Origin of the sequence: Roseixanthobacter pseudopolyaromaticivorans, assembly GCF_043195145.2 — a bacterium.
GTDB lineage: Bacteria > Pseudomonadota > Alphaproteobacteria > Rhizobiales > Xanthobacteraceae > NCEH01.
Map to the genome: position 1 here is coordinate 4104461 of NZ_CM195539.1, position 23867 is coordinate 4128327.

Here is a 23867-nt window from a genome sequence, read left to right on the forward strand (position 1 = left end):
CCGATGATTCCGAAAGAGAAGACATCATGAATACTTTACATAACCCCGCCACCCCGGCCGCAGTCCCCTTCCAAACCCGTTCCATGCTGATCGGCGGTGCCTGGCAGGCTGCGGCTTCCGGGGAAACGATCACGGTCGAAAATCCCGCGCGCCGCTCGCCCATCGGCGAGGTGCCCCGCGCGCGGGCGGTGGATGTGGACCGGGCCGTCCAGGCGGCGGCGGCCGCGTTCCCCGGTTGGGCGCGGATCGCGGCACGCGAGCGGGGCCGCTTGCTCGCGAGCATCGGGGAGGCGCTGGAGGCGCGGCTCGAAGAGCTCGCCCGCACCATCTCCGCGGAAACCGGCAATGCCCTGCGCACGCAGGCGCGCGGCGAGGCACGCATGGTGGCGGACGCGTTCCGCTATTTCGGCGGCCTCGCGGGCGAACTGAAGGGGCTGACAATTCCCCTCGGCGAAGGCGTGCTGAGCTACACGCGCCGCGAGCCCATCGGCGTCACGGGCGCCATCGTGCCCTGGAACGCACCGGCCCAGCTCGCGGCGCTGAAGATCGCCCCGGCGATCTGCGCCGGCAACACCATCGTGCTGAAGGCGGCGGAGGATGCGCCGCTCGCGGTGCTGCTGATCGCCGAGATCTGCCAGCAGCATCTGCCGCCGGGCGTGGTCAATGTGGTCACCGGCTATGGGGAGGAATGCGGCGCCCCCCTCGCCGGCCATCCGCTGGTGCGCAAGGTCAGCTTCACCGGGTCCACCGGGGTTGGAAAGGCAATCATGCGCGCGGCATCCGATCGCCTTGCGCCGGTATCGCTCGAACTCGGCGGCAAGAGTCCGTCGGTCGTCTATGAGGATGCCGACGAGGATTGGGTGGTGGACGGCATCATCGCGTCCATGCGCTTCACCCGGCAGAGCCAGTCCTGCACAGCAGGCTCGCGCCTGTTTCTCCATGCCGACATCTTCGAGCCGTTCCTCGAAAAGCTGGTGGCCCGCACTTCCGCGCTCAAGATCGGCGACCCCCTGGACGAGGCGACCGACATCGGCGCCATCATCAACGAACGCCAGTTCAAGAAGATCTGCGGCTATGTGGAGGAGGGGCTCGGCCGCTCCGAGGCGCGGCTCGTGATGGGCGGTCTGCCGCCGCGCGAGGGTCCTCTGTCGGAAGGCTATTTCGCTCTCCCGACGATCTTCGCCGACACTTCAAACGAATGGCGGCTGGCGCGGGAGGAGATCTTCGGGCCGGTGCTGGTGGCGATCCCCTGGCGCGACGAGGCCGAGGCGATCCGCATGGCGAACGACAGCCATTACGGCCTCGCGGCTTATGTCTGGACCCGCGATATCGGCCGCGCGCTGCGCACCGCCCATGCCATCGAGGCGGGCTGGGTGCAGGTGAACCAGGGCGGCGGGCAGGCGCTCGGGCAATCCTACGGCGGCGTGAAGGAAAGCGGCATCGGCCGCGAGATGTCCCTGGAAGGCATGCTCGACAGCTTCACCGAGACCAAGAGCGTGAACGTGAGCCTCACCATCCCGCCACCCCCGCCCCGCGCCTGACACGGGCCGCCGCGGACTTTTTGCTCGGAATACAAAGACAAAGGCCAAGCCGATGAATCTTTATGCCAAATTGCTCGAACGCCAAGATGCCGGGCGCCCCGTGACGGTGGGCCTGATCGGCGCCGGAAAGTTCGGAACCATGTTCCTCGCCCAGGCCCGCACCACGCCGGGCATGCATGTGGTCGCGGTGGCGGATTTGAATGTTTCCCGTGCCGCCGCGCAGCTCAAGCTTTCCTGCTGGCCGCAGGAGCAATATGCCGCCACCTCGTTTGCCGATGCCGCCCGCAACGGCAGCACCTACCTCACCGACGACGCGGACGCCCTGGTCCACGCGCCCGAGATCGAAGTGGTGATCGAAGCGACCGGCGACCCCAAGACCGGCGTGCGTCTCGCCCTCGGCGCCATCGCGGCGGGCAAGCACATCGTGATGGTGAATGTGGAAGCGGACGTGCTCGTGGGCCCGCTTCTTGCGCGCAAGGCGCGGCAGGCCGGCGTCGTCTATTCCCTGGCCTGGGGCGATCAGCCCGCCGTCGTGTGCGAGCATGTGGACTGGGCGCGGGCGAGCGGCTTCAAGGTGGTCGCGGCCGGCAAGGGAACGCGCTACTTGCCGCATTTCCACCAGTCCACGCCGGAGACCATCTACGATATCCTGGAAGGCTTCATCGACGTTTCAGATCGCTCCACGATCAACCCGAAGATGTTCAACAGCTTCTTGGATGGCACCAAGTCCGGCATCGAGATGACCGCCATCTGCAACGCCACCGGCTTGCACGCGCAGACCAACGGCCTGTCCTTCCCGCCCGCCTCGCGCTTCGAGATTTCCAACGTCTGCCGTCCGCGCAGCGATGGCGGAAGCCTGGAGAAGGCCGGCGTCACCGAATGCGTCTCCTCGGTGCGGCGCGACGGCTCGCCGATCCCGCATGAATTGAGCCACGGCACGTTCGTCGTGTTCGAGGCGGCGGAGGACAATGCCTACAGCCGCGAATGCCTGCGGGAATATCATGCCCTGCCCGACAGCACGGGACGCTATGCGACCCTGTACCGGCCGATCCATCTGAACGGGATGGAGCTTGGCATTTCGGCGGCCTCGGCAGCATTGCGCAATGAGCCGACGGGCGTACCGATCTGCTTCAATGCGGACGTGTCCGCCACCGCCAAGCGCGCGCTGCGGGCGGGGGAAGTGCTGGATGGCGAGGGCGGCTTCTGCGTGTGGGGCAAGCAGGTGCCCGCCGAAATTTCCCTGCGCGATGGCTATCTGCCGCTCGGCCTCGCGCAGCATGTCAGCCTGATCCGCGATGTGCCGGAAGGCGCCTGCGTCACCTGGGACGACGTGGCGATCGATGCCGCCGACCCGGTTGTCCGGCTGCGCCGCGAGATGGAGCGGGAATTCGGGCCAGACACGCGCGCGGTCCAGGCTGCGCAATAAACGCACGCGAGGGTTTGCTCCCGGAGCAGCCCTCGCTTCACCCCAAACCGCATACGGGGCTTCTGCCGTGAACGCTCACGCTCCTGTATTGACGGTTTGATTTGGCGTGCGTTCTTTGCCGAGCACAATTGGCCGTTACCCTCTTCGGCCACGCTTGTTTGCAGCATGTTGAAATAAACGGCGATGGAAAGTCGATCTCATGTCATGAGCGCATCGATTTTCGCCGCTTGCCATCGGAAACATCTGCCTTTTTGGGGAGGTGAAAGGGCGAATTCTCGGCTTTGCTGGCAGCACGCACCAATTCCATGGTCTTGGTGAAATGCTGTTTCAAGAGAAGCGCTGCGGTGTCGGCGTCCCGGGCGAACACGGCTTCAGCGATGTTGGCGTGCTCTGTGAAGGGATCGCGTGTGAAGAGGCCTGCCGGGCGCGCGAGACGGCGGTAGCGCTCGCTCTGCTCGTGCAGGGAGTCGCGGAAGCGCAGCAGCCACACCATCCCGCACGCCTGGGTCAGGGTGCGGTGGAACCGGTCGTGCAGGGTGTTCCACCCCTCGTTATGCTGGCTCGCGTCCGAAGGGTTCATATAGGGCGCGTGGCGCAGATCGTCCCAGGCTTGGCGCACGTCCGCCATCCAGGCGTCGCCCCCCTCTTCCATGGAGCGGCGCAGGGCGAGGACCTCGATCTCGATCCGGGTGCGGGTCAGGTCTTCGAGGTCGAACTCCGATATGGGGCTCACACGGAAGCCGCGCTGGTCCTCGGCCAGCACGAGGCCGTCTGCCACCAGGCGGGAGAGCGCCTCGCGCACCGCCGCGAGGCTCACGTCGAACGCCTGGGCGAGGGCGGAGATGGGAAGCTTCTCTCCGGGCTTCAGCCGGCAGGTGAGGATATCCGCCCGCAGCCGGTCGAAAATCGCCGACGTCAGCGAGCGCGGCCGCCGCCCCTCAAAAAGATCCTGTTCGGCATAAACGTCCGTATCGGAGGGGGCGTTTGATATCATGGCGTACCCTGATGCGAACGAAAGGTCGCGTTCATGAATAATGCAACCTTTGGCCGCTGTCGGCGTCAAACAGATGCACCAGATCGATATCCGGTTGCACTTGGATCATCTGGCCCGGTTTGGGCAAAATGCGCTCGCGGAACAGACAGGTCATTTCCTGTCCCGAAGCGCGCATGACGACCAGCGTCTCGGATCCCGTGGGCTCTACCACAGCCACTTCCATGGGCAAGGCGCCCTCGCAAACACGGAAATGCTCGGGGCGGATGCCGTAGACGGCGGGCCGGCCCATATCGCTCTCCGGCGCGCCGGCCAAAGGCAGGACGATCCCGTTGTCGGTTCGGAACCGGTCCTTCTCGATCCGCCCCTTGATGAAATTCATCGAGGGCGAGCCGATGAAGCCGGCGACGAACTGGTTTGCGGGCTTGTCGTAAAGGTCGAGCGGCGCGCCGATCTGCTCCACCACGCCGTCGTGCATCACCACGATCTTGTCGGCCATGGTCATGGCCTCGATCTGGTCGTGGGTCACATAGACCGTCGTGGTCTTGAGGCGCTGGTGCAGTTCCTTGATCTCGGTGCGCATCTGCACGCGCAGCTTGGCATCGAGATTGGAAAGCGGCTCGTCGAACAGGAACACCTGCGGATCACGCACAATGGCGCGGCCCATGGCGACGCGCTGGCGCTGGCCGCCGGACAATTGGCGTGGGAACCGGTCCAGCAGGTGTGACAGGCTCAGGATTTCCGCCGCCCGCTTCACCCGCACCTCGATCTCGCTCTTCGGCGCCTTCCGCAGCTTTAGCGAAAAGCCCATGTTCGCGCCCACGGTCATGTGGGGATAGAGCGCGTAATTCTGGAACACCATGGCGATGTCCCGCTCCTTGGGAGGGACATCGTTGATGACGCGGTTGCCGATCATCATCCGCCCGCCGGTGATGTTCTCCAGCCCCGCGATCATGCGCAGGAGCGTGGATTTTCCGCAGCCGGACGGACCCACCAGCACCACGAACTCGCCATCGGCGATGTCGATGGAGACGCCGTGAAGCACGGCGACGGAGCCATAGGCCTTCTTCACTTGATCGATCAGCACGGGTGCCATGGAGAGACCTGTTCGTTATGCAACGGGAAGGATTTCGACGCCTGCGGCATCACAGCCCCGCCTCGTCGAAGAAAGTGAGCATCATGTCGGCGACGCGGCCCGGGGCTTCGAGATGCGGGAAATGGCCGAGCCCGGGCAGCGGCACCATGCGCACCAGTGGCGCGTTGACCAGGCGACCCCGGGTCGCCTCCACCATCTCGCGGGAGGCCAGCCAGTCGTCCGACCCATGGGCGAGGAGCACCGGCACCTTCACCTTGTCCATCAGGGGGCGGATGTCGCACCGGCCATAGGCGCGCAAATCGCCCTGCTGAGCGACGGGGATGATGGACAGGACACCCCATTCCGAGAAGGCCCGCCCCTCGGGCGTCGCCGCGGAGCCGACAAGGCTCATGGAGAAATCCATGTTCGCGTGCATCAGGCTCACCTGGGGATGGGTCATCAGGTCGAGCGCGGTCTCGGTGAAGGTCGGCGTGTGGTCGCACCCTTGCAGCGCTACCGCGGCACGCACCTCGCGCGCGACCGCCGCCAGAAGCAGCGACAGGTTCCCGCCGAGCGAGCAGCCGGTGATAATGAAGCTGTCCCCGACAGCGACAGCCGCGAAATCCCGCAGCCATTGCGCGATATCGTGCGCGTCCTGGAGGCAGGCATTGCCGGCGAGCGGCCAGCTCTTGCCATGGCCGGGCAGGTCGGGAACGATCACGCGGTAGCGGCCAGCGAGCGCCTGCATGACGCCGTGCCACTGCCGCCCCTCCCGCCCCGCAGTATGAATGGCGACAATCGCCGGGCCTTCGCCGCACGCCTCATAATAGGTCTGGCGCCCGCGCACCTCGACATAGCGCCCGAGAATCTCAGCCATGTCCGATGCCTCCCACAATCCGGGCCGACACGCGCCAGAGCTGCCAGAGCGCCGGTGTCATCCACATGGCGGAGAGCGCGTCGCCCTCGACCCGCAACAGCCCGTGGAACACGTTGATGGCTTGGGCATAAGGGACTGCGCCGGTGATCACCTTCTCCCACTCGCTCCTTGGCCCGCTGATGGAGAAGCGAATTCCGGTAAGCTCCCGCCCCTCCAGCCGCACCAGATCGCCCCGGTGGAATTCCAAGAGGTGTTGCGCATCGTCGATCCTGACAGCGAAGGCGCAGGCGCGGGCGTGGGCCGCCTTGCCCCGCAGGTCCGCATCATCCGCCGCCGCCGCGACGAGCATGTCCCAGAAGAGCGTGTCCGAGATGTCCATTCGGCCCTCGAATGCCTTGGCGCCGTGTGCGTGAACGTCAGCCATGGCTCCCGTACCTTTCAATGATCTCGCGGGAGAAGGAGAGGCCGAGCCCGGGCCGGTTCGGCAAGTGGAACATGCCGCCGACGATGTTCTGCTCCTCGTTGAAGAGCTTCTCCCACCAGCCGGGCAGATATTCGCAGAAGGTGGCGTTGGGCATGGCCGCGACGAGATGCGCGGAAATCTCCGTGAAGGTGTGGGAGGAGACGGGCACATGCCGGGCCGCGGCAAGGGCGCCCACTTCCATGAACTCGGTCGGCCCGCCGCACCGCATCAGATTGGGCATCAGCACGTCGCAGGCCTTGCCGTCGAGCAGCTCGAGGTGGCCGTACCGCGTAAACACGGATTCCCCGGCGGCGACCGGCATGTCCAGCGCGTCCGCCACCCGCGCGGTGCCCGGAACGTCGTAGACCGAGACTGGCTCCTCGTACCAGCACACGCCGAGGTCCTGGAAGCGACGCCCCGCGGCGATAGCGTCCGCGACGCTCCAAGCCTGGTTGGCGTCGATCATGATGCCGAAGTCGTCGCCGACCGCCGCACGCAGCTTCCCGACGCGCGCCACGTCGATTTGCCAGTCGGGACGGCCCACCTTGATCTTGCAGCGCCGGAAGCCCGCCGCGCGATGCCGCTCCACCTCTTCGATCACCGCCTCGATGGGATCGGCCAGGAAGCCGCCCGTGGGATAGAGCTCAATCTGCGAACGCACGCTGCCGAGCAACCGGTGGAGCGGCGTCGCCAGGGACTGGGCGAACAGATCCCACAGCGCGGTATCGACGACGCTCATCGCCATGGCGGAAGGGCCCGTCTGGCCGATGAAGTTGAGCTGCCGCCACATGGCACGCGCGTGGGCCCGCACGTCCGCGACTTTGGTGCCGACGAGGGGCTGCGCCAGATCCTCCACGATCAACCGGATCGCCGCCGCCTGGCGGAAGGCGAAGTTGAACGCATATCCGATGCCGACGAGCCCGCCGGCATGGATCTCGATCAACACGTTCTCCAGGTCCCGATAGACATGGTTGCCCGTCTGCAGGGGACGCTCGAACGGGATCGAGACGTGCTGGGTGACGATCTTGTCGATGGTGGCCATTGGGGTGTCCAGGTCCTTTCGCGGTCCGGCCGCCTCAGATGCAGCCGCACTTGCGCAGGAGGTCTTCGGCATTCGTATGCAGCACCCGCTCCAGCGCCTCCGGCGTGAACGGCAGGGCCGAGACGCGCGCGATTGCTGTCTTCACCGGCACCACGGGGAAACAGCTCGCGAACAGGATGCGGTCGGGGATGATGGTGTTCGCCGCCTCCGCGAAGAGGTTCGCGCCTGGCAGGTGGGAGTAGAGCGAGGTGTCGATGAAGACATTCTCGTGCCGGAACGCGATGGCGATAGTCTCCGTCACCCAAGGCCAGCCGGAATGGTCGACGATGATGGTCAGTTCCGGGAAATCACAGGCCACGTCGTCGATGGCGCGGACGTCACCATGGGCAAGGCGCGGTCCTGGAAACGGCAATGGCCCGCAGGTGATCACCACCGGCACGTTCAGTTCCGCGCACTTCGCATAGACCGGATAGAGCCGGCGGTCGTTGGCGGCGACCAGCCCGCCATAGGGATCGACCGAAACGCCCTTCAGACCCAGGACCTTGACGGCATGTTCCACGGCGCGGACCGAGCGCATGCCCTGGAGGGGATTGATGCCGGCAAATCCAATCACCTTGCCCGGGAAGCGCTGCGCCGTCTTCGCCACATATTCGTTAGTCACATCGTGCCCGGTGGTGCCTTCGGACTGGCGGCCGGTAAACACCACCCGCTCGACGCCATCCGCCTCGAAATTCTCGATCCACTGCTCCAACGTCACCGGCGGGGGCACGGGAGAGCCGAGCCTGCGCATCACGGTCTGCTGGATGGGGGAGTCCAACGCGACCAGATACTCCTTGGTATTGGGGCGGGACCGGAAATCGATTACGCGCATCTCAACCATCTCTTCGCCAGGAAGCACAGGCGCACCGCGCCGGGGAAGCATGTCCGGCGCCGCTCGCAAGGGCGGCGCCGGATGGAGCGGCTATTTCAGCTTCTTCGCCACCGCGTCCACCGCCGTCTCCGCCGGGGTCTTGCGGATCACCACCTGCTCGAGGATCTTCGCCAGCGAGCGGCTCTGGAGCACGGGGCCCAGCTTGAGCTGCGGCTCGCCGGCTTCGTTCAGCGGGAACTGCCCCACATCGATGGCCTGCTTCAGAACCGCCAGGGACTTCTCGCCCGCCGCCGTCTTGAAGAGCGGCTGGTCAAGGAAGGACGGATTCTCCGAGACGCTCTTCAGCGGCGGCCAGTAATGCACCGGCACCGTCTTCATCATCCGGATCTTCCGGTCCCCGGTCTCCAGATAGGAGATGAAGTCTTCCGCCTCCTTCTGGTTCTTCGCGCCCTTCGAGAACGCCCAGCTCTTGAGGTAGAGCAGCGCCGAGGGGTGCGCGCCCGGCCCACTTCCGGCCGGATGAAGCATGGGCACCGCGACATCGAGGAGCTGGGGGTTGAACTGCTGGAGATAGCTCAGCAAACGGAAGGGATAGTCCGTATGCCCCACCGCCCCGGTTGCGAAGGCGTTCATCATCTCGTTGTTGGAATAGTTGTTCACGCCAGGAGGCGCGAAGGAGGTGACCTTGGCCAGGAAGGTGAAGGTGTCCACCGCGTTGGGCTTGTTGAGCGTTACCGTGCCGTCCTTGTCGAACACGGTCGCACCGTTGGACCACATCCAGTTCTGGACGATGTCATTGGTCAGCCAGGTGTCCCCGACCGACATGGCGGTGCCGTAGAACTTGCCGCCGCCCTGCCCTTCCGACTTGGTGAGGACCTCGAGATTGTGGAGGTACTCATCCCAGGTCTTGGGCTCCTTGAGGCCGTATTTGTCGTAGAGATCCTTGCGATACCACAGCACATTCACGCCGATGCTGAAGGGCACGGCCCAGACGCTGCCGTCCAGCGTCATCGCCTTCAGCACACGGTCGAAATAGTCCTTGCGGCCCACGTGATCGATGATCGAGTCGACCGGGCGAATGATGCCCTTTCGTGCCAGTTCGAAAGTCTCGTACTGGTTCTGGACGTTGAACACCTCGGGCGGGTCACCGGCCGCAACCGCCGCCATGAGCTTCTGGGTCAGATCCTGGAAACCGACATATTGAACTTCGATCTTGGTGTTCGGATTGGCCTTCTCATAGTCGGCGATGACCGATTCCAGCACCTGCTTGGTGTCCGGATTGGTTTCCGTGGTCATGATCCGGACCGTCCCGGCCCAAGCTGCGGTACCCATGACCAGTGACGAAAGCGAAATTGCTGCGGCGTAAAGGACGTTCAGTCGTTTCTTCATATTGTCCTCCCTCTCGAAGTCTTTCATCCCTTCACGGCGCCGGCCGCGAGGCCTTGGATGAGCCATTTCTGGACGAAGGCGAATCCGACCAGCACGGGCAGGGTGATGAGCACGCCGCCCGCCATCAGCAGCCCCCATTCGACGCTGGTCGCCTCGACGAAGCCCGCGACCCCCACCGGGAGGGTCTTCTTGCTCTCGTCGACAATGAGCACCAAGGCGAAGAGGTAGTCGTTCCAGGAGATGATGAAGGCGAACACGCCCATGGCCACCAGACCCGGAAGGGCGACGGGTAGCACCACCAGCCACAGGGTATTCAGGCGGCTGGCGCCGTCGATCATCGCGGCCTCGTCCAGGTCCAGCGGGATGGCCTCAAAGAAGATGATGGCCAGCCACATCACGAGCGGCAGCGTGAAGGCGACGTGCGCCAGAGAAAGGCCGATGAGGCTGTTGATGAGCCCGATATTCTTCAGCATGACGAAAAGCGGGATCGACAGCAGGATCGGGGGGAACATGTAGGTAAACAGGACGCTGCTGGCGATCAGGTCGCGGCCGAAGAACTTGAAGCGCGTGATGCCATAGGCCGCGAACACCGCCACCACCATGCAGCCGCCGGTAGCCAGCGTCGAGACGATCAGGCTGTTGAGGAAATACTGCGGGAACATAGTTTCGCGCAGCAGCCGGCCGTAATTCGCCAGCGTGAAGTGCTCGCTGGGCAGCAGCGACAAGCTGCGGCTGAAGAGATCGGAGAATGGCTTCACCGAGGAGATCAGCATCCAGTAGAGCGGAAAGCCCACGATGCAGACGGTGAGAATGATGAGCGCCCAGAGCAGGACGCGCGATGCCGTGATCATCGGCCGTTCTCCGTCTTGAGCTTGCGCGCGTACCAAAAGCCGAACAACGCCAGCAGCATGAAGATGCATGCCGAGGTCGTGGCCCCAGCCCCGAGCTGGTATTCCTGGAACGCCTGGATATAGGCGAGGATCGGCAAGGTCTTTGTCTTGCCCACCGGGCCGCCCTGGGTGAGCAGCCACACCGTGTCGAACTTGTTGAACATCCAGAGGCCGCGAATGAAGACCACCAGCAGGATGGTCGAGCGCAGCTCGGGCAGCGTGACGTACCAGAAGCGCTGGAACGCCCCCGCTCCATCCACCCGCGCCGCCTCATAAAGCTCGCTCGGGATCACCTGCAGGCGCGCCAGGACCTGGATGGTGATGAAGGGAAAGAACATCCAGACATTGATGAGGATGACGCTCGGCATGGCGAATTGGGGGGAGCCGAGCCAGGCGATGCCTTCGCTGATGATACCGAGATCCATCAGCGCCAGATTGGCGACACCGTAGAGGTCATTGAGGATCCATTTCCACACGAGCACGGCCACGATGGTCGGCGCAACGAAGGGAAACAGGATGAGGCCGCGCACCAGCGCCCGGCCTCGAAAGGCGTTATTGAGCAGCAGCGCCGTGGCGATGCCGGCCAGAAGCTGCAGCACGACGGTGAAAAAGCTGAAGACGAGGCCGTTCCACAGCCCATCCCAGAAATCCTCCGTGGAGAACAACTCGCGGTAATTCTCCAGCCCGACGAACGCGCGCTCGGTGCTGAGGACCTCGACGCTGTTCAGGCTCAACCACAGGGAGGAGACCAGCGGATAGGCCGCGAAGAGCAGCAGCAGAAGCACCGCCGGAGCGACGAACAGATAGCCCTTGTAATTCTCATTGCGGAAAATGCGTCTGCGCCCCCCGGGCGTGCCGCTTTGAAAGGTCAGTTGCTGGCCCAGGGGCGATGTGGAAGGCTTCATGGCGTCCTGGAAGTCCTCTGCCAGTGGATTTCAATCGGCCGCGGCGCAATCACCACGCTTCCAGCCCGATGATGCGGGCGGGGTTGCGGTGGAACATCGTGCGGATCTCCTCAGGGGAAATCCCGACTTTCAGCAGGATCGCGATGTAGGAGCGCATGCCTTCCACTGGGACGGGCGAATAGAGCTGGCCCAGATCGGAACTCATGAAGCAATGCTCGATGCCGATGTCCTTCATGGCGGCCGCAACATCCTGCGGGTTCTTGGTGGGCTCGCCATGGACGAAGTGCATGAATGGCATCATCAGGCCGAAATCGAATTCGATCAGACAGCCGAGCGCCGCGAACTCCTTCAGGTCGGCATGCGTCAGGCGCGTCATGGCCCATTGAGAATGGCTGACGATGATCCGCTTCAGGCCCTGATCCTTGGCTTCGCGCACCACGTGGTGGCTTTCCTCCGCCGAGAGATGGCAGGTGGCGAGGCAGGCGTCGTATTCCTTGACCAGACTGATGACTTCGCGGACTTCGGGGATGAGTTTCCCGTCGCGAAGCACGGTGATCGCCTCCTCCTCGCCGAGGGGCAGGTTAACGCCCGCATAGTAACGCTTGCGGTATTCATAGTGATTGCGGCTGTCGCCGGTGGGGAAGTGCACCACCCGGGCGCCGTCGCCATGGGTTAGCGCCACCCAGACAGCGCGCGGGTTCACGCCGCCGCTGGCGAGATTCATCACATGCGCCCCGTAGATCGGGATGCCCGGCCCTAGGCGGGTCGCCACATAGGCGGTTCCGGTGGTCGAAGGCCCGATGTCCTTGATGACCAGCGCGCGCATGCCCGCGGCATGGGCATCCTGCGCCAAAGCGATGACGTCCTGCGAGTGACTGAGCGGGAAGACGTGCGGATTGGTGTGAATGTGCACGTCGATGCCGCCGACCATGAGGTCTCGGACATCACCTGCATTGAGACCGCGCGCCATTTGCTCCCGCGAGGGGAAACGCAAACCAATGTCCGTCCGCGGTGTGCTCATCGGCGTTTCCTCACTTTTTCCTGATCTTAAAGTTTGATCCGTTCATCGCCAATCGAAAATCGAAAATCGATAATTTGTCGCTTTCTCAGTCGTCGGCCGGAGCTCAATTAATCCGAGGTCGATTCATTTGTCCAACATTTTAATTGACGGGTGAGGCTTATTTCCCTAATTACCCTGAAAATAGATTGAAATGTCCAACAATGAGGCGATGGCGATGCAGCAGGCTTGGCGCTGGTACGGCCCGAACGATCCAGTCACGCTCCGACATATCCGCCAGGCGGGCGCCAAGGGCGTGGTGACGGCCCTGCACCACAAGTACAATGGCGAGCCCTGGACCCTGGACGATGTGCTTGCGCACAAGGCGCTCATCGAGAAGGAGGGTCTGGTCTGGTCGGTCTGCGAGAGCATTCCGGTGCTGACCGATGTGAAGATCGGCGGGCCGGGCGCCCAGCGCGCCATCGAGAACTGGAAAACCAGCCTGCGCAGCCTCGCCGGGGCGGGCATTCCGGTGATCTGCTTCAATTTCATGCCGGTGGTGGATTGGACCCGCACCGACCTTGAATATGAGATGCCGAGCACGGGCCTTGCGCTCCGCTTCGACATGATCGACTTCGTCGCCTACGACGTGTGTGTGCTTCGCGGCGACGCCGCCGCCGGCTTCTACGATCCCGCCGTGGTTGCGAAGGCCCGGCAGCGCCACGCCGGCTGGACTCCGGATGATATCCGCCAGGTGGAGGACAACATCATCTGCGGGCTGCCCGGTGGCGAAGGGCGATACGACCGCGCGGGCATCCTGCGCGAGCTCGACCTCTACCGGGACGTGACGCCGGACAAGCTGCGGGCGAACCTCGTGCACTTCCTCAAGGAAGTGGTTCCGGTGGCCGAGGAGGTCGGCGTCAAGCTGGTCATCCATCCGGACGACCCGCCCTTCTCCCTGTTCGGCCTGCCCCGCGTGGTCTCAACGGCGGCAGATCTGCGGCACATCCTGAGCGCCGTCGACAGTCCCGCGAACGGCATCGTCATCTGCACCGGCTCCTACGGCGTGCGGGCCGACAACGACATCGTCGCCATGATCCGCGAGTTCGGGCCGCGCATCAATTTCGTCCATCTGCGCAATGTCCGCCGCGAGGACCATGGATCGTTCCACGAATCCGACCATCTCGACGGCAGCGTGGATATGGTGGCCGTCATCCGCGCGCTCCTAGAAGAGGAAGCAAAGCGCAAGGCGGCCGGGCGCGCGGACTGGCAGATCGCCATGCGTCCTGACCACGGCCATGTGCTGGTGGACGATATCGGGAAGAAAGTGAACCCCGGCTACAGCTGCATCGGCCGCCTGAAGGGCCTCGCGGAACTGCGCGGCGTCATGATCGCCCTCGCCCATCAGGACCCTGCCCTTCCCCCGATCTGAGGCCCGTCTGACGACGGCGGCGCTGGCCAGCTTGCGCCGCCGGCCGCAAGAGGAGATCCGAATTGACCTCGCACATCGATTTGTCCGACCACCGTGTCCTGCTCCTCGGCTCGAGCTCGGGCATCGGCGCGGCAGCGGCCCGCGTTCTCGCCGCCTGCGGCGCTCGCGTCTGTCTGCACTACAATGCCAACCGGCAGGGCGCAGAGACGCTCGCCGAGGAAATCGCCCGTGCCGGCGGGGCGGCCGAAGTCGTGGGTGGAGACCTTCTGGTGCCGGGCGCGATTCCCGGCATCGTCTCCAGCGCGGTGGAAAATCTGGGTGGCCTCGACGTGCTCATCAACAATGCCGGTTCCCTGGTGGGGCGTACGCCGCTGGAAGCCTTCGACGACGACATTTGGGACAGGGTGACAACGCTCAACGTGCGCGCGGTGCTGGAGACGGCCCGGGCGGCCCATCCCACGCTCAGCCGCAGCGCGCATGCGGCGATCATCAATGTGGGTTCCATCGCGGGCCGCAACGGCGGCGCTCCCGGCTCCGGCCTCTATGCCGCCGCGAAGGCCGCGGTCCACAGCCTGACGCGTTCCATGGCCAAGGAATTCGCCAAGGACGCAATCCGCGTGAACGCCGTGGCTCCCGGCTTCATCGCAACGCCCTTTCACGCCGCGACCCCCCTCGACACGCAGGAGGCCGTGCGCAAGACCATCCCCATGGGGCGCCTCGGCACCGCGGAGGACTGCGCCTGGATCTTCGCCTTCCTCGCCTCGCAGGAGATGTCGGGCTACATCACGGGCCAGATCATCGATGTGAATGGCGGCCAGTTCATGCCCTAGGGCGGCGGATCAAGGTCCTCACCCTTCGGGCAGCGCCTCCTTGGCCTTGGCGCCGGCCTCGGGAATGAACTTCAGGCCGGACCTGAGATGAAGGCCGACCCAATAGGTATAGGCGGCGCCGTCCTTCTGCCGGATGGCGTCGATGATGGCGCGGTGCTCGGCGGCGATGTCCCGTCGCTGCGTGCGCTCTCTCTTGCCGCTCTCCATGAGTTTCTGGATGACGGGGCGCATGATCAGATAGACATCTTCGGTCGTTTTATTGTTGGACATTCTAACAATTTGACTGTGGAAGGCATAATCGAATTCCGCAGCGTCCGCGACCGAGGTCGCCTCTTCCATTTTCCAGGTGAGGGCCTCCAGGGTTTCGAGATCCTGTTGCGTCACATTGGAGAAGACGCGCTCGCGAATGCCTTCCTCCACCAGCCGGCGAAACTCCTGAATATCGGTGAAAATGTCGGCGGACAGGCGGAAGCCGAAGGAGAAAAGCCGCATGGCGGCCGCATGCCGGTCGTCGATCAAGATCGCGCCGCTTTTTTGGCGCGCCTCAACGATGCCGTAGGCGCGCAAGGTCCGCATCGCCTCGCGTACCGTGTTGCGGCTGGAGCCGAAAAGCCTCGCGAGCTCGATCTCGCCCGGCAGCGCGTCCCCCACCGTCAGGCCCCGCTCGTCGATGAGGCGCTGGATCGCGTCGATGATCTGGTCTACGGCGGAGCCGGACGCAGTCTCGCTCTCGGCTTGGCCCGCCAGCTTTCCCTTGTTTCCGACGCTCACGGCCTTCGCTCCAGCTTGATCCATTTGTCCAACATTTCGGATTGACACCGCCCTAAATACCCTTAACCCCTAGACCGGCATTCATGTCCAACAAAATCGGCTCTTCGACCGCCTGGACCGATGAGACCGCTCGCCCCGAACGCGAGCGCCGACCGGACATTGCTGGTGGCAAAGGAGGCACGCCTTGAGCTTTACCCTGTCTCTTCCTCCCGAAGGAACCTTCCTCGGCCGCGTCTGGCTTCCGGACGTCGCCGGGCCCGCCGTGGTCCTCGTGCGCGATGGTGAAGTCTACGACATAACCTCCTCCACCGCCCCCACCATGGCGGATCTCCTGGAACTGGAGGACTGCGCCGGCTTCCTTCGGGCGGTGGACAAGCGCCACATCGGCTCGCTGGCGGCGATCGCGGCCTCCTCCCAGGCCGCCGACCCCTCGCAGATCCATCTGCTGGCCCCTTGCGATCTCCAGTCGGTGAAGGCGAGCGGGGTCACCTTCGCCCAGTCCATTCTGGAACGGGTGATCGAGGAGAAGGTCGCGGGCGACCCGTCGCTTGCTTTGATGTTCCGCCAGAAGATCGAGGCGAGCATCGGCGGCAATTTGAAGAACCTCGTCCCCGGCTCGCCCGAGGCGGACGCGCTGAAGCGCACGCTGATCGAAGAGGGGCTGTGGTCCCAATATCTCGAAGTGGGCATCGGGCCGGATGCGGAAATCTTCACCAAGGCCCAGCCCATGTCCTGCGTCGGCTGGGGCGCGGCGGTCGGCGTCCACGCCATGTCGCACTGGAACAATCCCGAGCCGGAGATCGTGCTGTTCGTCAACAGCCGTGGCGAGATCAAGGGTGTGAGCCTCGGGAACGACGTCAATCTCAGAGACGTGGAGGGGCGCTCGGCTCTGCTGCTGGGTAAGGCTAAGGACAACAATGCCTCATGCGCAGTCGGCCCCTTCGTCCGCCTCCTCGACGAGGGCTACGGGCTCGACCAGGTCCGCCGGTCCGAGGTGAAGCTGCGGGTGGAAGGCGAGGATGGCTTTGTCCTCGAAGACGGCAGCTCCATGTCGGAGATCAGCCGCGACCCCGTCGATCTGGTGGCTCAGGCCATCGGACCCAATCATCAGTATCCGGACGGCTTCGTCCTGTTCCTCGGCACGCTCTTCACGCCGGTCCAGGACAGGGGCGAGGCCGGACAGGGCTTCACGCACCATTGGGGTGACGTGGTCGTCATCTCCGATCCGCTGCTGGGCGAATTGCGGAACACGGTGCGCCCCTCGGATGCGTGTCCGCCGTGGAATTTCGGAACGCGCCAGCTGATGCGAAACCTCTCCGCGCGCCATCTCCTGCCGTGAGCGGCGCCGAGGCCGTCCCTGATCGCATTTTCTCGAAAGCCGAAAGGGAAGTGAGGACCATGACAATCAAGGAAGTGAAGCCTAAGGGCGTCTTCAAATCCCCGGCCGCGCCGTTCTCGCTCGCCGTGCGTTCCGAAGGCGGCGCCCTTCTCCACATTTCCGGACAGGTGCCCCAGGACGCAGCCGGTGTGAACGTCGGGCCAGGGGATGTGCGGGCTCAGGCCGAGCAGGTCATCCAGAACATCAAGGCGATTGTCGAGGCGGAAGGCGGCTCCCTCGCGGACGTCTGCCGCCTCACCATCTATCTCACCGCCCGGGAATATCTGCCGACGGTGATGGAGGTGCGGCGCAAGTATTTCAAAGACCCGTTTCCGGCGGCAACCGCGGTGGTGGTTTCAGGCCTGGCAAATGTGGACTGGCTTGTCGAGATCGAAGCTACGGCCGCGATCCATTAGATCGCGCCCAGACCTGACCGGCGGCTTCCAAGGGCCTTTCCGGCTTCGATTGTAAGCTCGTGCCCAGCCGCACTGTCGCGCCTTATGTTTCCAGGCCATCCGGACCTGGAAACACAAGGGTCAGGGGGACGATTCCCGCAGGCAAGGTCGATCCCTGATCCAGCCGCATGCTCGTGGGTAGCGCTTTAGCTTAAGAAGTGGCGGAGAGGGAGGCAGCCAAATCAGCGTCCGACGATGTTCGCTGGCATTCAAATTGACCTATTAGAGTCAATGAGTTACTGAATTTTATTGTTCGACGACGTGTCTTGAAATATCGCTAGATCCGAGTTAGTATGTGGGGTGAAATGTGGGGCTTGAATTGGGCGGATGAAAAAGCGTGGTAGGCATCCGGAAAAGGCGCTGACTGCTCTACAGGTGCGCCAGATAAAGACACCGGGGCGATATGCGGACGGCAACGGGCTGTACCTCGAGGTCGATAAGAGCGGAGCCAAGCGCTGGCTGCTGCGCATTATGGTCCAAGGTCGACGTCGCGATATGGGGCTGGGGAGCGCCTCCCTAGTCAGCCTTGTCGAAGCGCGAGAGAAGGCTCTCGGGTTCTGCCGGATCGCGCGGGAGGGAGGTGATCCTCTCGCTGAGAGGCGCAAGACGGTGACGGTAGCCCCGACTTTCGCCGAAGCCGCGGAGCGAGTTCATGCCGAGCATGCGCCCTCCTGGAAGAATCCGAAGCACGCCGCCCAGTGGCTGATGACACTCAAGACCTATGCTTTTCCAGAGATTGGCAGCCTGCGGATCGATACGGTTGGAACGCCGCAATTGTTGCGGGTCCTCTCGCCCGTCTGGTTGGTTAAGCCCGAAACGGCCCGAAGGCTAAAGCAGCGAATTGGGACTGTTTTCGACTGGGCTAAGGCCTCCGGTTATCGGACCGGCGACAACCCGATTGAAGGGGTCGAGCGAGGGCTTCCGAAACAGGGCAAACAGAAGGAACATCATGCCGCTCTTCCGTTCTCTGAGGTGCCAGCATTCATCACTAGAATGAGCACGTGCGATGCCGCCCTGCACGTGCGGCTGGCATTTGAGTTTCTGATCCTGACGGCTGCTCGGACTGGCGAAGTGATCGGCGCCGAGTGGAGCGAAATCGATCTTGTGGAGAAAGTATGGACCGTGCCAGCGGCGCGCATGAAGGCGAAGCGCATCCATCGCGTGCCGCTTTCCGCGCGCTGCGTTGAGATTCTCGAACAGGCGGCTCAAATGACAACTGAGGGATTCATTTTTCCCGGCCGCTCGCCTGGATCGTCGATGTCAAATATGGCGTTCCTGATGGTGCTTCGCCGCCTCAAGCTTGAGATCACGGCGCACGGGTTTCGGTCCGCATTTCGCGATTGGGCATCAGAAGCTACGAGCCATCCGCGCGAGGTTTGCGAAATGGCATTGGCCCACACGATCGAAAGCAAGGTGGAGGCTGCATATCGGCGCGGCGATCTTTTCGAGAAGCGCCGTGCGCTGATGAACGACTGGGCCACCTTTGCGACAGACATTCCCCGCGCCTCCAACTGAGAGGCGCAATTATGCGGCTTTCAATAGATGATGCCGGACCGGCCCCGTCGGTTATCGGCTTCATTCCAACTGACGCCATGCGCTTTCGCAAGCGTGAACCAATGTCTCATGCTCGCTCATCCGCCTTTGCAAACGTCCTTCTTGCCGTCAGCGTGAGCACGTGAGCACCCTGCACCGAAAATGGGATCCTTAAGATCCCGCGCGCTGCAACGATCCATAGCGAAAAACTGGTCCTAAGGATGAGCCCCTTTTACGGGCTATTTGATTTAATTCGTCGTGCGGAATGCGATCTCAAATTTAGTCATTTTTTGGCCAATTCGCGTCTAGAGACCCTCTAGACGCATCTACGAGGCCGTTTGAGACCTCTTTTTTGAATCTTGTGAACCCCCTCGTCCCCAAACGAGGAGGCTCATATGAGCATCGACTTTTCCAAAAATGGCTTCGTTCGCCTCACTGATATAATCGCTCCGAACGGGCCTATTCCGGTATCGCGCAGCACGTGGCTGCTGGGTGTGAAGACCGGGCGTTATCCTCAACCCACGAAGCTTGGCCCCCGCATCACAGCGTGGCGCACGGAGGATATCCGGTTGCTGATGGAACGTGGCTGGACCGATCGTCCTTAATCCGCGCGCACGGGCCCACCGCGAAGCATGCGCGTGCGCATCCCCTTTTGCCGATCTTGTTAATCCACCCGCAGCGGCGCCTCGCCCTGCATTCCTTTTCAACGCACGTTTCACGTGCTCACGGCGGATCACGAAAATGTATATTCCAAATCCTCAGCCCAATTGGCTCACGCTCACCGAGTTGCGCAGGGACTTACACACGGGCGAATTCACCGCCGTTTTGGGATGCGCTTCCACCGACGGCGAAGCGTTGCGTATTTCGATGCCGCGATCATGGGCGGCAACACCCGGAAAAGTCCTGGCGCATTTGCTCGCCAAGGGGGTGGCGATGCCAACGGATATGCGCCTGTGCCGGTCCGACGTCGAGAAGGTACTCACGGGGACGAGCGCACCCATCACCAACGTCACCCGGCGGATCGGCTGGCATGGCACCTGCTTTGTCCTCCCCGACATGACCATCGGGCGTGATCCAAATGAACTGAAATTCGATGGCCCCGCGAGCGTCGCCATGCCGCCGGTCGCGGGCTCCTTCGAGGGCTGGAAGGCGTCGACGCAGGAGATTTTCGCAACCTCCAGCGTGCTGACGTTGATGGCTGCGGCGGCTTGCGCCGCACCCCTTCTCGACCTGATCGATGGGCCCGATATCGGTCTTCTGCACCTCAGCGGAGGTACAGCTGATGAAAGAGAGCTCTGCCTGCGGTGGGCAATGTCTATGGTCGAAAATCCCTCTGAGGCGAACATTTGGCCAGTGACCGATCTGACCAAGCGGGGGCGCCTCTCTGCCGGTTCAGGATCCACTCTGATTCAAGCGGTTTCCACGCGCCACGCCGGGGGAGATCTCAAAGTCCGACGCCGTGCCCTGACCGCAGCAGCCGCAGCAGCGACCAAGGTTCAGGGCTCGACCGGTGATCACGTTCAGCAAGCAAGCGATGCCCCGGCCCTAGTGTTATCAATAGACTCGCACGACCCGGAAGCACTCCAAGATCGACCGAACCCCGGCATGACCTTTCTGACGCTGGCAAAGGGCAAGGGTCTTTTCGACTTCCAGAAGGGCCCCAAGGCCCGCGCGAAGCTTCTGCGGCGCGCAATGAAGACCATTCGATCCCATTATGGTCATTTGGTTCGCGAATTCGTTCATGCCGTCGTGGCGGACGACAGCTCGCTCCAGAAGGTCGAGGCGGCGATGGCCGCCTTCGAGGCCAAGACCCAGCCCTATGTGGGGCAAGTGGGGGCGGAGATGGCCAAGGCCTTCGCGCTTCTAGTAGGAGCCGGAAGCCTGGCGGCCGAGTACAACGTGGTCCCCTTTACAGCAAAGCATCTTTCGCGCTGCGCTCTTAGAGTTTTCAAGCGTGCACTGAAGCCGACAGCGGAGCAAAGGGCCGAGGCCGTACTACGCCGTGTGGCGGCAGCACGCCTTGATTCCGAAAAATTTCCCGTCGTCGCAGAAGGCGACGCTTTTCCTTCGGACATAAGAGATTCCGCATTGGGCTTCCGAAGAAAGTCGAACAACCAACGCGTCTTGGCTATCTTCCGACACCGCCTTGACGACCTCGTCGCCCCTGCTGAACAGAAGGAAATCCTGCGGCAGTGGCAGCTGCGCGGGGTGCTCATGCCCGGGAAGGACGCCTTGCATCATGTCCGCCAAGTGAAGGTGAAGGGCTTCTCGACCATGAAGCCATACGTACTATGCCTTCGATATGAGGGGCTTGTCGAACTCGCGGTCGAGGTGTCGAAAGCAAGCGCTGCTGCGCATAAATAAGCACGTGAGCACCACGTCAAACGCAGTCTGACCCGGAAAAGTTTGGCTTTGAAATGGCAGGGTCGAGGCAGCCATCTGTCTCGACCACATCTGTCGCTCTCACTCTTGTTAATAAACAGATTAATCAACTGAAACTAAATCGCGCAAAAATTGCGCCTCTTCGAACGCGCAGGTGCAAAGTGATCACACGGGTAGCCGGCACTTTTCGGGGATACGTTTTCAGGCCGGTTACGCTGGCACAGGGCCTTCCGTGATCCCCCCGCGTGCGAACTCGGCGCAGAGCCTCAAAACTATGACCTGTTTCGGCCAGCCTATCTGCTCACCTTGAGCAATTATTTCAGTATAAGCCCGCTACTTCGGAGGCCAATCTCGCGTGCCTCTACAGGCATTTCGAGAGCAGCTAACTCGATGAAATCGCAGTGGCTTGGGCAAAGGTAATCGGCCTTTAAGCACCACCAAAATACGATGCCTTGCGTGATCTCCGCGGAGTTCGGCATGAAGGTCTTGCTTAACGCTGCGCCTATCTGTAGGTGGCTTTTCGCTTGCTGCAAGAGCGCGCCGGAGTAGGTAAGCAGTAAATCGGCGCCTTCGACACCTAATGCCCTCCGAAGCTATGGTTTCGCCGGGATTTGCATGCCGAAACCTGCCCCTCGCATCGCAATTCGACAATTTTGCAATACTGTTAATTAGTCATGTCGCCAGCGCGCGTCGTGGCAATCCCGAACGCAATCGCAACGACCTCATGCCAATTCAATGTGGTGCAAAATCGCTCTGCATATGAATAGTCATGTCTAAATGGCAATGAAACACATGCCTCTTTAGACATGACTATCTACATCATCGACATACATCAATATCATCAATTTTCTATATAACAAACAGAGACATTCGATGATGAGATATCTGTCGATTATGCAATGTATCAATTATCTGCTTATATGAGGTGTATATCATGGCTTCTAATCTCGGGCATCAGGGAGTGCCTTATACCCCAGCGAGAGAGCTCCAGTTCGCCTATGGGGAGTGGGTCTCAGATCAAGTTGAGCAAGGGTATAGGCCCTTCTTCATGAGCTTCATGTTTCACCCTCTCACTTTTTCGCTTAAAGCGAAAAAAATCGATCAGATGCACGCCGATATCGAACGTATATATTCTCGGATCATCACGCGTTTTGCTCGCCGACCGAATTCCCATCAAGAGCGCCACAAGCTGCCCTTGATGCTTGTCGCGCCGGATCTACCCGTTCCAAAACACACCAAAGTTGAGCTCAATGACGTCACTCTGAATGACGGCCTGCATTGCCATGCAATCTTTCTGCAGCCGCCTGTCTCTCGCTTTCGAGAGAAATTCCATCTCTGGGCGACTGAAAATAATGCTGCACTGATTAGAGATACGCGGGTGCGGCGCATTTGGATCGGGCGCGTATTCGTAACCCCTGATCACATGACCCAATATGCCCTGAAGGCGGTTGGGACCAGGCTTTCCTCTGATTCCCTCCTGCTGCTTCCACGCGAGAGAAATGGCGGGCGAGATATGACGGCTCGCGGCTATGATGAGGCTTGCCGTCGTGAAGGAGGCTCCAGCCTGATGCGAACCGGTTGGAAGCCCTTCTGAGGGATGGTGGATGGTCTCAACTTAAGACCATTGCGCGCGAAACCGATGCGGCTGAGGTCATTGTGCAGATGGCGCATTCAGCCCGACGCAAGCCTTTCAGCCACCTCGCTTGTGAGTTGTGCGTATATGAAGGCGGCGCCAATCTTGCCGCTTCAATAATTCCATTTCAGGGCCATAAGCTTCAACGCGTAGCGCGCCAAGTGCCGCGCAGGGTGCGGAGCGTCCAATATTGGCTGATTATAGGATTTTTTACGCGAAATATTTTTTTTGTTCGATCTTGACCCATTGTCGATAATCGTGACCATATATTACATTAAACCCCATGTTCTGATATCGACGCATTTCTTTAATCGAGCCCATAAACTGGCCTTTGTCCCACGTGTTGCGCGGAATGGTTCCCTGGTCGAGATTTTCGCGCATGCTCGCTGCATCCGAAGCCAGAAGAAAAGGGCCGTCGCGGTCGAGCGTGACCAAGGCGCCGATGCTTCCCGGCGTATGGCCGGGAAGTGGGATCAGGACGATGCGGCCATCGCCGAAAACATCATATTCCCCATCGATTTCGGTGAATGGCGGCCCGCCTGCCCAATCGGCCTTGAAATAACCCGCGCGCTCGGCCTCTTCCTGCCGGGCCGCTTCGAGCTCGCATCGATGGCAGATCTGGGTGGCCGATCCGAAGAACCCGTTGCACCCGCAATGATCCGGGTGCAGATGCGAGTTGACGACGACGTCGATGTCTCCCAGCGTTATCCCCATATGCTCCAGGGCCTGAACCACGTTGACGGACGCCTCGGATATCACGCGCATCATTTTCGCCATGCCACCGATGCGGGAGACAGGATCCGTCACGAGCTCAGGATGACATCCGGTATCGAACAGGACGTTGCCTTGCGGATGCTGGATCAGGAAGCACGAAACGGGGAGTGTGATCAATTCGCCGGGCGCGGCATCCTCGAAATAAACACTTCGTCTCATCTGCAAAGTGCCACCGGAGATCGCGGTCATCTTCATGCTGTGCCTATAACTCT

Annotated in this window: 22 protein-coding genes; 10 read left to right on the forward strand and 12 right to left on the reverse strand. The window is 62.1% G+C overall.

Features of this window, described 5'->3' with window-relative positions; translation table 11 throughout:
• The first annotated feature begins 26 nt into the window (after positions 1-26).
• Positions 27-1541: an aldehyde dehydrogenase family protein gene (locus V5F68_RS19250; RefSeq protein WP_394016186.1), complete on the forward strand. Its 1515-nt coding sequence runs from the start codon at positions 27-29 to the stop codon at positions 1539-1541.
• 52 nt (positions 1542-1593) lie between these two features.
• Entirely contained in the window at positions 1594-2967 is a 1374-nt protein-coding gene (locus tag V5F68_RS19255; RefSeq protein ID WP_394016185.1) for an NAD(P)H-dependent oxidoreductase, read from the forward strand.
• Positions 2968-3169: 202 nt separating this feature from the next.
• Here V5F68_RS19255 and V5F68_RS19260 read toward each other — a convergent pair whose 3' ends face one another.
• The 10 genes from V5F68_RS19260 to V5F68_RS19305 form a co-directional block, all read right to left on the reverse strand.
• Entirely contained in the window at positions 3170-3961 is a 792-nt protein-coding gene (locus V5F68_RS19260) for a GntR family transcriptional regulator (RefSeq protein WP_394016184.1), read from the reverse strand.
• A 31-nt stretch (positions 3962-3992) separates the two neighbouring features.
• Positions 3993-5054 (reverse strand): ABC transporter ATP-binding protein, encoded by a 1062-nt coding sequence (locus V5F68_RS19265; protein WP_394016183.1) that lies wholly within the window; start codon positions 5052-5054, stop codon positions 3993-3995.
• Positions 5055-5103: 49 nt separating this feature from the next.
• Positions 5104-5910 carry an alpha/beta fold hydrolase gene (locus tag V5F68_RS19270; protein WP_394016182.1) on the reverse strand — a complete coding sequence of 269 codons (807 nt, stop codon included), beginning with the start codon at positions 5908-5910 and terminating at the stop codon, positions 5104-5106.
• Complete coding sequence (locus V5F68_RS19275) at positions 5903-6334, reverse strand: hypothetical protein (RefSeq protein ID WP_394016181.1); 432 nt, start codon at positions 6332-6334, stop codon at positions 5903-5905. The genes V5F68_RS19270 and V5F68_RS19275 overlap by 8 nt, the downstream gene beginning before the upstream one ends.
• Complete coding sequence (locus tag V5F68_RS19280) at positions 6327-7415, reverse strand: mandelate racemase/muconate lactonizing enzyme family protein (RefSeq protein ID WP_394016180.1); 1089 nt, start codon at positions 7413-7415, stop codon at positions 6327-6329. Before V5F68_RS19280 ends, V5F68_RS19275 begins: the two co-directional genes overlap by 8 nt.
• Before the next feature lie 34 nt (positions 7416-7449).
• On the reverse strand, positions 7450-8286 hold the full coding sequence (locus tag V5F68_RS19285; protein ID WP_394016179.1) for an amidohydrolase family protein: 837 nt from the start codon (positions 8284-8286) through the stop codon (positions 7450-7452).
• 90 nt (positions 8287-8376) lie between these two features.
• Positions 8377-9582: an ABC transporter substrate-binding protein gene (locus V5F68_RS19290; protein WP_394016178.1), complete on the reverse strand. Its 1206-nt coding sequence runs from the start codon at positions 9580-9582 to the stop codon at positions 8377-8379.
• 116 nt (positions 9583-9698) lie between these two features.
• Positions 9699-10526 (reverse strand): carbohydrate ABC transporter permease, encoded by an 828-nt coding sequence (locus V5F68_RS19295; protein WP_348843864.1) that lies wholly within the window; start codon positions 10524-10526, stop codon positions 9699-9701.
• Positions 10523-11470 (reverse strand): carbohydrate ABC transporter permease, encoded by a 948-nt coding sequence (locus tag V5F68_RS19300; protein ID WP_394016177.1) that lies wholly within the window; start codon positions 11468-11470, stop codon positions 10523-10525. The genes V5F68_RS19295 and V5F68_RS19300 overlap by 4 nt, the downstream gene beginning before the upstream one ends.
• A gap of 49 nt (positions 11471-11519) precedes the next feature.
• A complete protein-coding gene (locus V5F68_RS19305; protein WP_394016176.1) occupies positions 11520-12491 on the reverse strand; it encodes a DUF6282 family protein in 972 nt (323 codons plus the stop codon).
• A 214-nt stretch (positions 12492-12705) separates the two neighbouring features.
• Here V5F68_RS19305 and uxuA point away from each other — a divergent pair, with 214 nt between their 5' ends.
• Positions 12706-13899 (forward strand): mannonate dehydratase, encoded by a 1194-nt coding sequence (uxuA, locus tag V5F68_RS19310; protein ID WP_394016217.1) that lies wholly within the window; start codon positions 12706-12708, stop codon positions 13897-13899.
• Positions 13900-13961: 62 nt separating this feature from the next.
• Positions 13962-14729 carry an SDR family NAD(P)-dependent oxidoreductase gene (locus V5F68_RS19315; protein ID WP_394016175.1) on the forward strand — a complete coding sequence of 256 codons (768 nt, stop codon included), beginning with the start codon at positions 13962-13964 and terminating at the stop codon, positions 14727-14729.
• Positions 14730-14747: 18 nt separating this feature from the next.
• On the opposite strand, the gene V5F68_RS19320 is transcribed toward V5F68_RS19315, so the two are convergent.
• Positions 14748-15500, reverse strand: a complete 753-nt coding sequence (locus tag V5F68_RS19320; protein ID WP_394016174.1) for a FadR/GntR family transcriptional regulator — start codon at positions 15498-15500, stop codon at positions 14748-14750.
• Positions 15501-15684: 184 nt separating this feature from the next.
• Between V5F68_RS19320 and V5F68_RS19325 the strand changes: the two genes are divergently transcribed.
• The 6 genes from V5F68_RS19325 (at position 15685) to V5F68_RS19350 (ending at position 22842) form a co-directional block, all read left to right on the forward strand.
• Positions 15685-16839, forward strand: coding sequence for a fumarylacetoacetate hydrolase family protein (locus V5F68_RS19325; protein WP_394016173.1), 1155 nt, complete (start codon positions 15685-15687; stop codon positions 16837-16839).
• A 59-nt stretch (positions 16840-16898) separates the two neighbouring features.
• A complete protein-coding gene (locus V5F68_RS19330; RefSeq protein WP_394016172.1) occupies positions 16899-17294 on the forward strand; it encodes a RidA family protein in 396 nt (131 codons plus the stop codon).
• Positions 17295-17660: 366 nt separating this feature from the next.
• Complete coding sequence (locus V5F68_RS19335; protein WP_394016417.1) at positions 17661-18848, forward strand: tyrosine-type recombinase/integrase; 1188 nt, start codon at positions 17661-17663, stop codon at positions 18846-18848.
• Positions 18849-19261: 413 nt separating this feature from the next.
• Complete coding sequence (locus V5F68_RS19340) at positions 19262-19471, forward strand: helix-turn-helix transcriptional regulator (RefSeq protein ID WP_394016418.1); 210 nt, start codon at positions 19262-19264, stop codon at positions 19469-19471.
• 136 nt (positions 19472-19607) lie between these two features.
• Positions 19608-21230 (forward strand): DUF927 domain-containing protein, encoded by a 1623-nt coding sequence (locus V5F68_RS19345; RefSeq protein WP_394016419.1) that lies wholly within the window; start codon positions 19608-19610, stop codon positions 21228-21230.
• Positions 21231-22182: 952 nt separating this feature from the next.
• Complete coding sequence (locus V5F68_RS19350; RefSeq protein ID WP_509274582.1) at positions 22183-22842, forward strand: hypothetical protein; 660 nt, start codon at positions 22183-22185, stop codon at positions 22840-22842.
• Positions 22843-23091: 249 nt separating this feature from the next.
• On the opposite strand, the gene V5F68_RS19355 is transcribed toward V5F68_RS19350, so the two are convergent.
• On the reverse strand, positions 23092-23844 hold the full coding sequence (locus V5F68_RS19355) for an N-acyl homoserine lactonase family protein (protein ID WP_394016315.1): 753 nt from the start codon (positions 23842-23844) through the stop codon (positions 23092-23094).
• Positions 23845-23867 lie beyond the last annotated feature (23 nt).

Bases quoted from the DNA above. Each gene is read 5' to 3' on its own strand.
- V5F68_RS19250 (WP_394016186.1), top strand. From the start codon at position 27: ATGAATACTTTACATAACCCCGCCACCCCGGCCGCAGTCCCCTTCCAA.
- V5F68_RS19255 (WP_394016185.1), top strand. From the start codon at position 1,594: ATGAATCTTTATGCCAAATTGCTCGAACGCCAAGATGCCGGGCGCCCC.
- V5F68_RS19260 (WP_394016184.1), bottom strand. From the start codon at position 3,961: ATGATATCAAACGCCCCCTCCGATACGGACGTTTATGCCGAACAGGAT.
- V5F68_RS19265 (WP_394016183.1), bottom strand. From the start codon at position 5,054: ATGGCACCCGTGCTGATCGATCAAGTGAAGAAGGCCTATGGCTCCGTC.
- V5F68_RS19270 (WP_394016182.1), bottom strand. From the start codon at position 5,910: ATGGCTGAGATTCTCGGGCGCTATGTCGAGGTGCGCGGGCGCCAGACC.
- V5F68_RS19275 (WP_394016181.1), bottom strand. From the start codon at position 6,334: ATGGCTGACGTTCACGCACACGGCGCCAAGGCATTCGAGGGCCGAATG.
- V5F68_RS19280 (WP_394016180.1), bottom strand. From the start codon at position 7,415: ATGGCCACCATCGACAAGATCGTCACCCAGCACGTCTCGATCCCGTTC.
- V5F68_RS19285 (WP_394016179.1), bottom strand. From the start codon at position 8,286: ATGCGCGTAATCGATTTCCGGTCCCGCCCCAATACCAAGGAGTATCTG.
- V5F68_RS19290 (WP_394016178.1), bottom strand. From the start codon at position 9,582: ATGACCACGGAAACCAATCCGGACACCAAGCAGGTGCTGGAATCGGTC.
- V5F68_RS19295 (WP_348843864.1), bottom strand. From the start codon at position 10,526: ATGATCACGGCATCGCGCGTCCTGCTCTGGGCGCTCATCATTCTCACC.
- V5F68_RS19300 (WP_394016177.1), bottom strand. From the start codon at position 11,470: ATGAAGCCTTCCACATCGCCCCTGGGCCAGCAACTGACCTTTCAAAGC.
- V5F68_RS19305 (WP_394016176.1), bottom strand. From the start codon at position 12,491: ATGAGCACACCGCGGACGGACATTGGTTTGCGTTTCCCCTCGCGGGAG.
- uxuA (WP_394016217.1), top strand. From the start codon at position 12,706: ATGCAGCAGGCTTGGCGCTGGTACGGCCCGAACGATCCAGTCACGCTC.
- V5F68_RS19330 (WP_394016172.1), top strand. From the start codon at position 16,899: ATGACAATCAAGGAAGTGAAGCCTAAGGGCGTCTTCAAATCCCCGGCC.
- V5F68_RS19335 (WP_394016417.1), top strand. From the start codon at position 17,661: ATGAAAAAGCGTGGTAGGCATCCGGAAAAGGCGCTGACTGCTCTACAG.
- V5F68_RS19340 (WP_394016418.1), top strand. From the start codon at position 19,262: ATGAGCATCGACTTTTCCAAAAATGGCTTCGTTCGCCTCACTGATATA.
- V5F68_RS19345 (WP_394016419.1), top strand. From the start codon at position 19,608: ATGTATATTCCAAATCCTCAGCCCAATTGGCTCACGCTCACCGAGTTG.
- V5F68_RS19350 (WP_509274582.1), top strand. From the start codon at position 22,183: ATGGCTTCTAATCTCGGGCATCAGGGAGTGCCTTATACCCCAGCGAGA.
- V5F68_RS19355 (WP_394016315.1), bottom strand. From the start codon at position 23,844: ATGACCGCGATCTCCGGTGGCACTTTGCAGATGAGACGAAGTGTTTAT.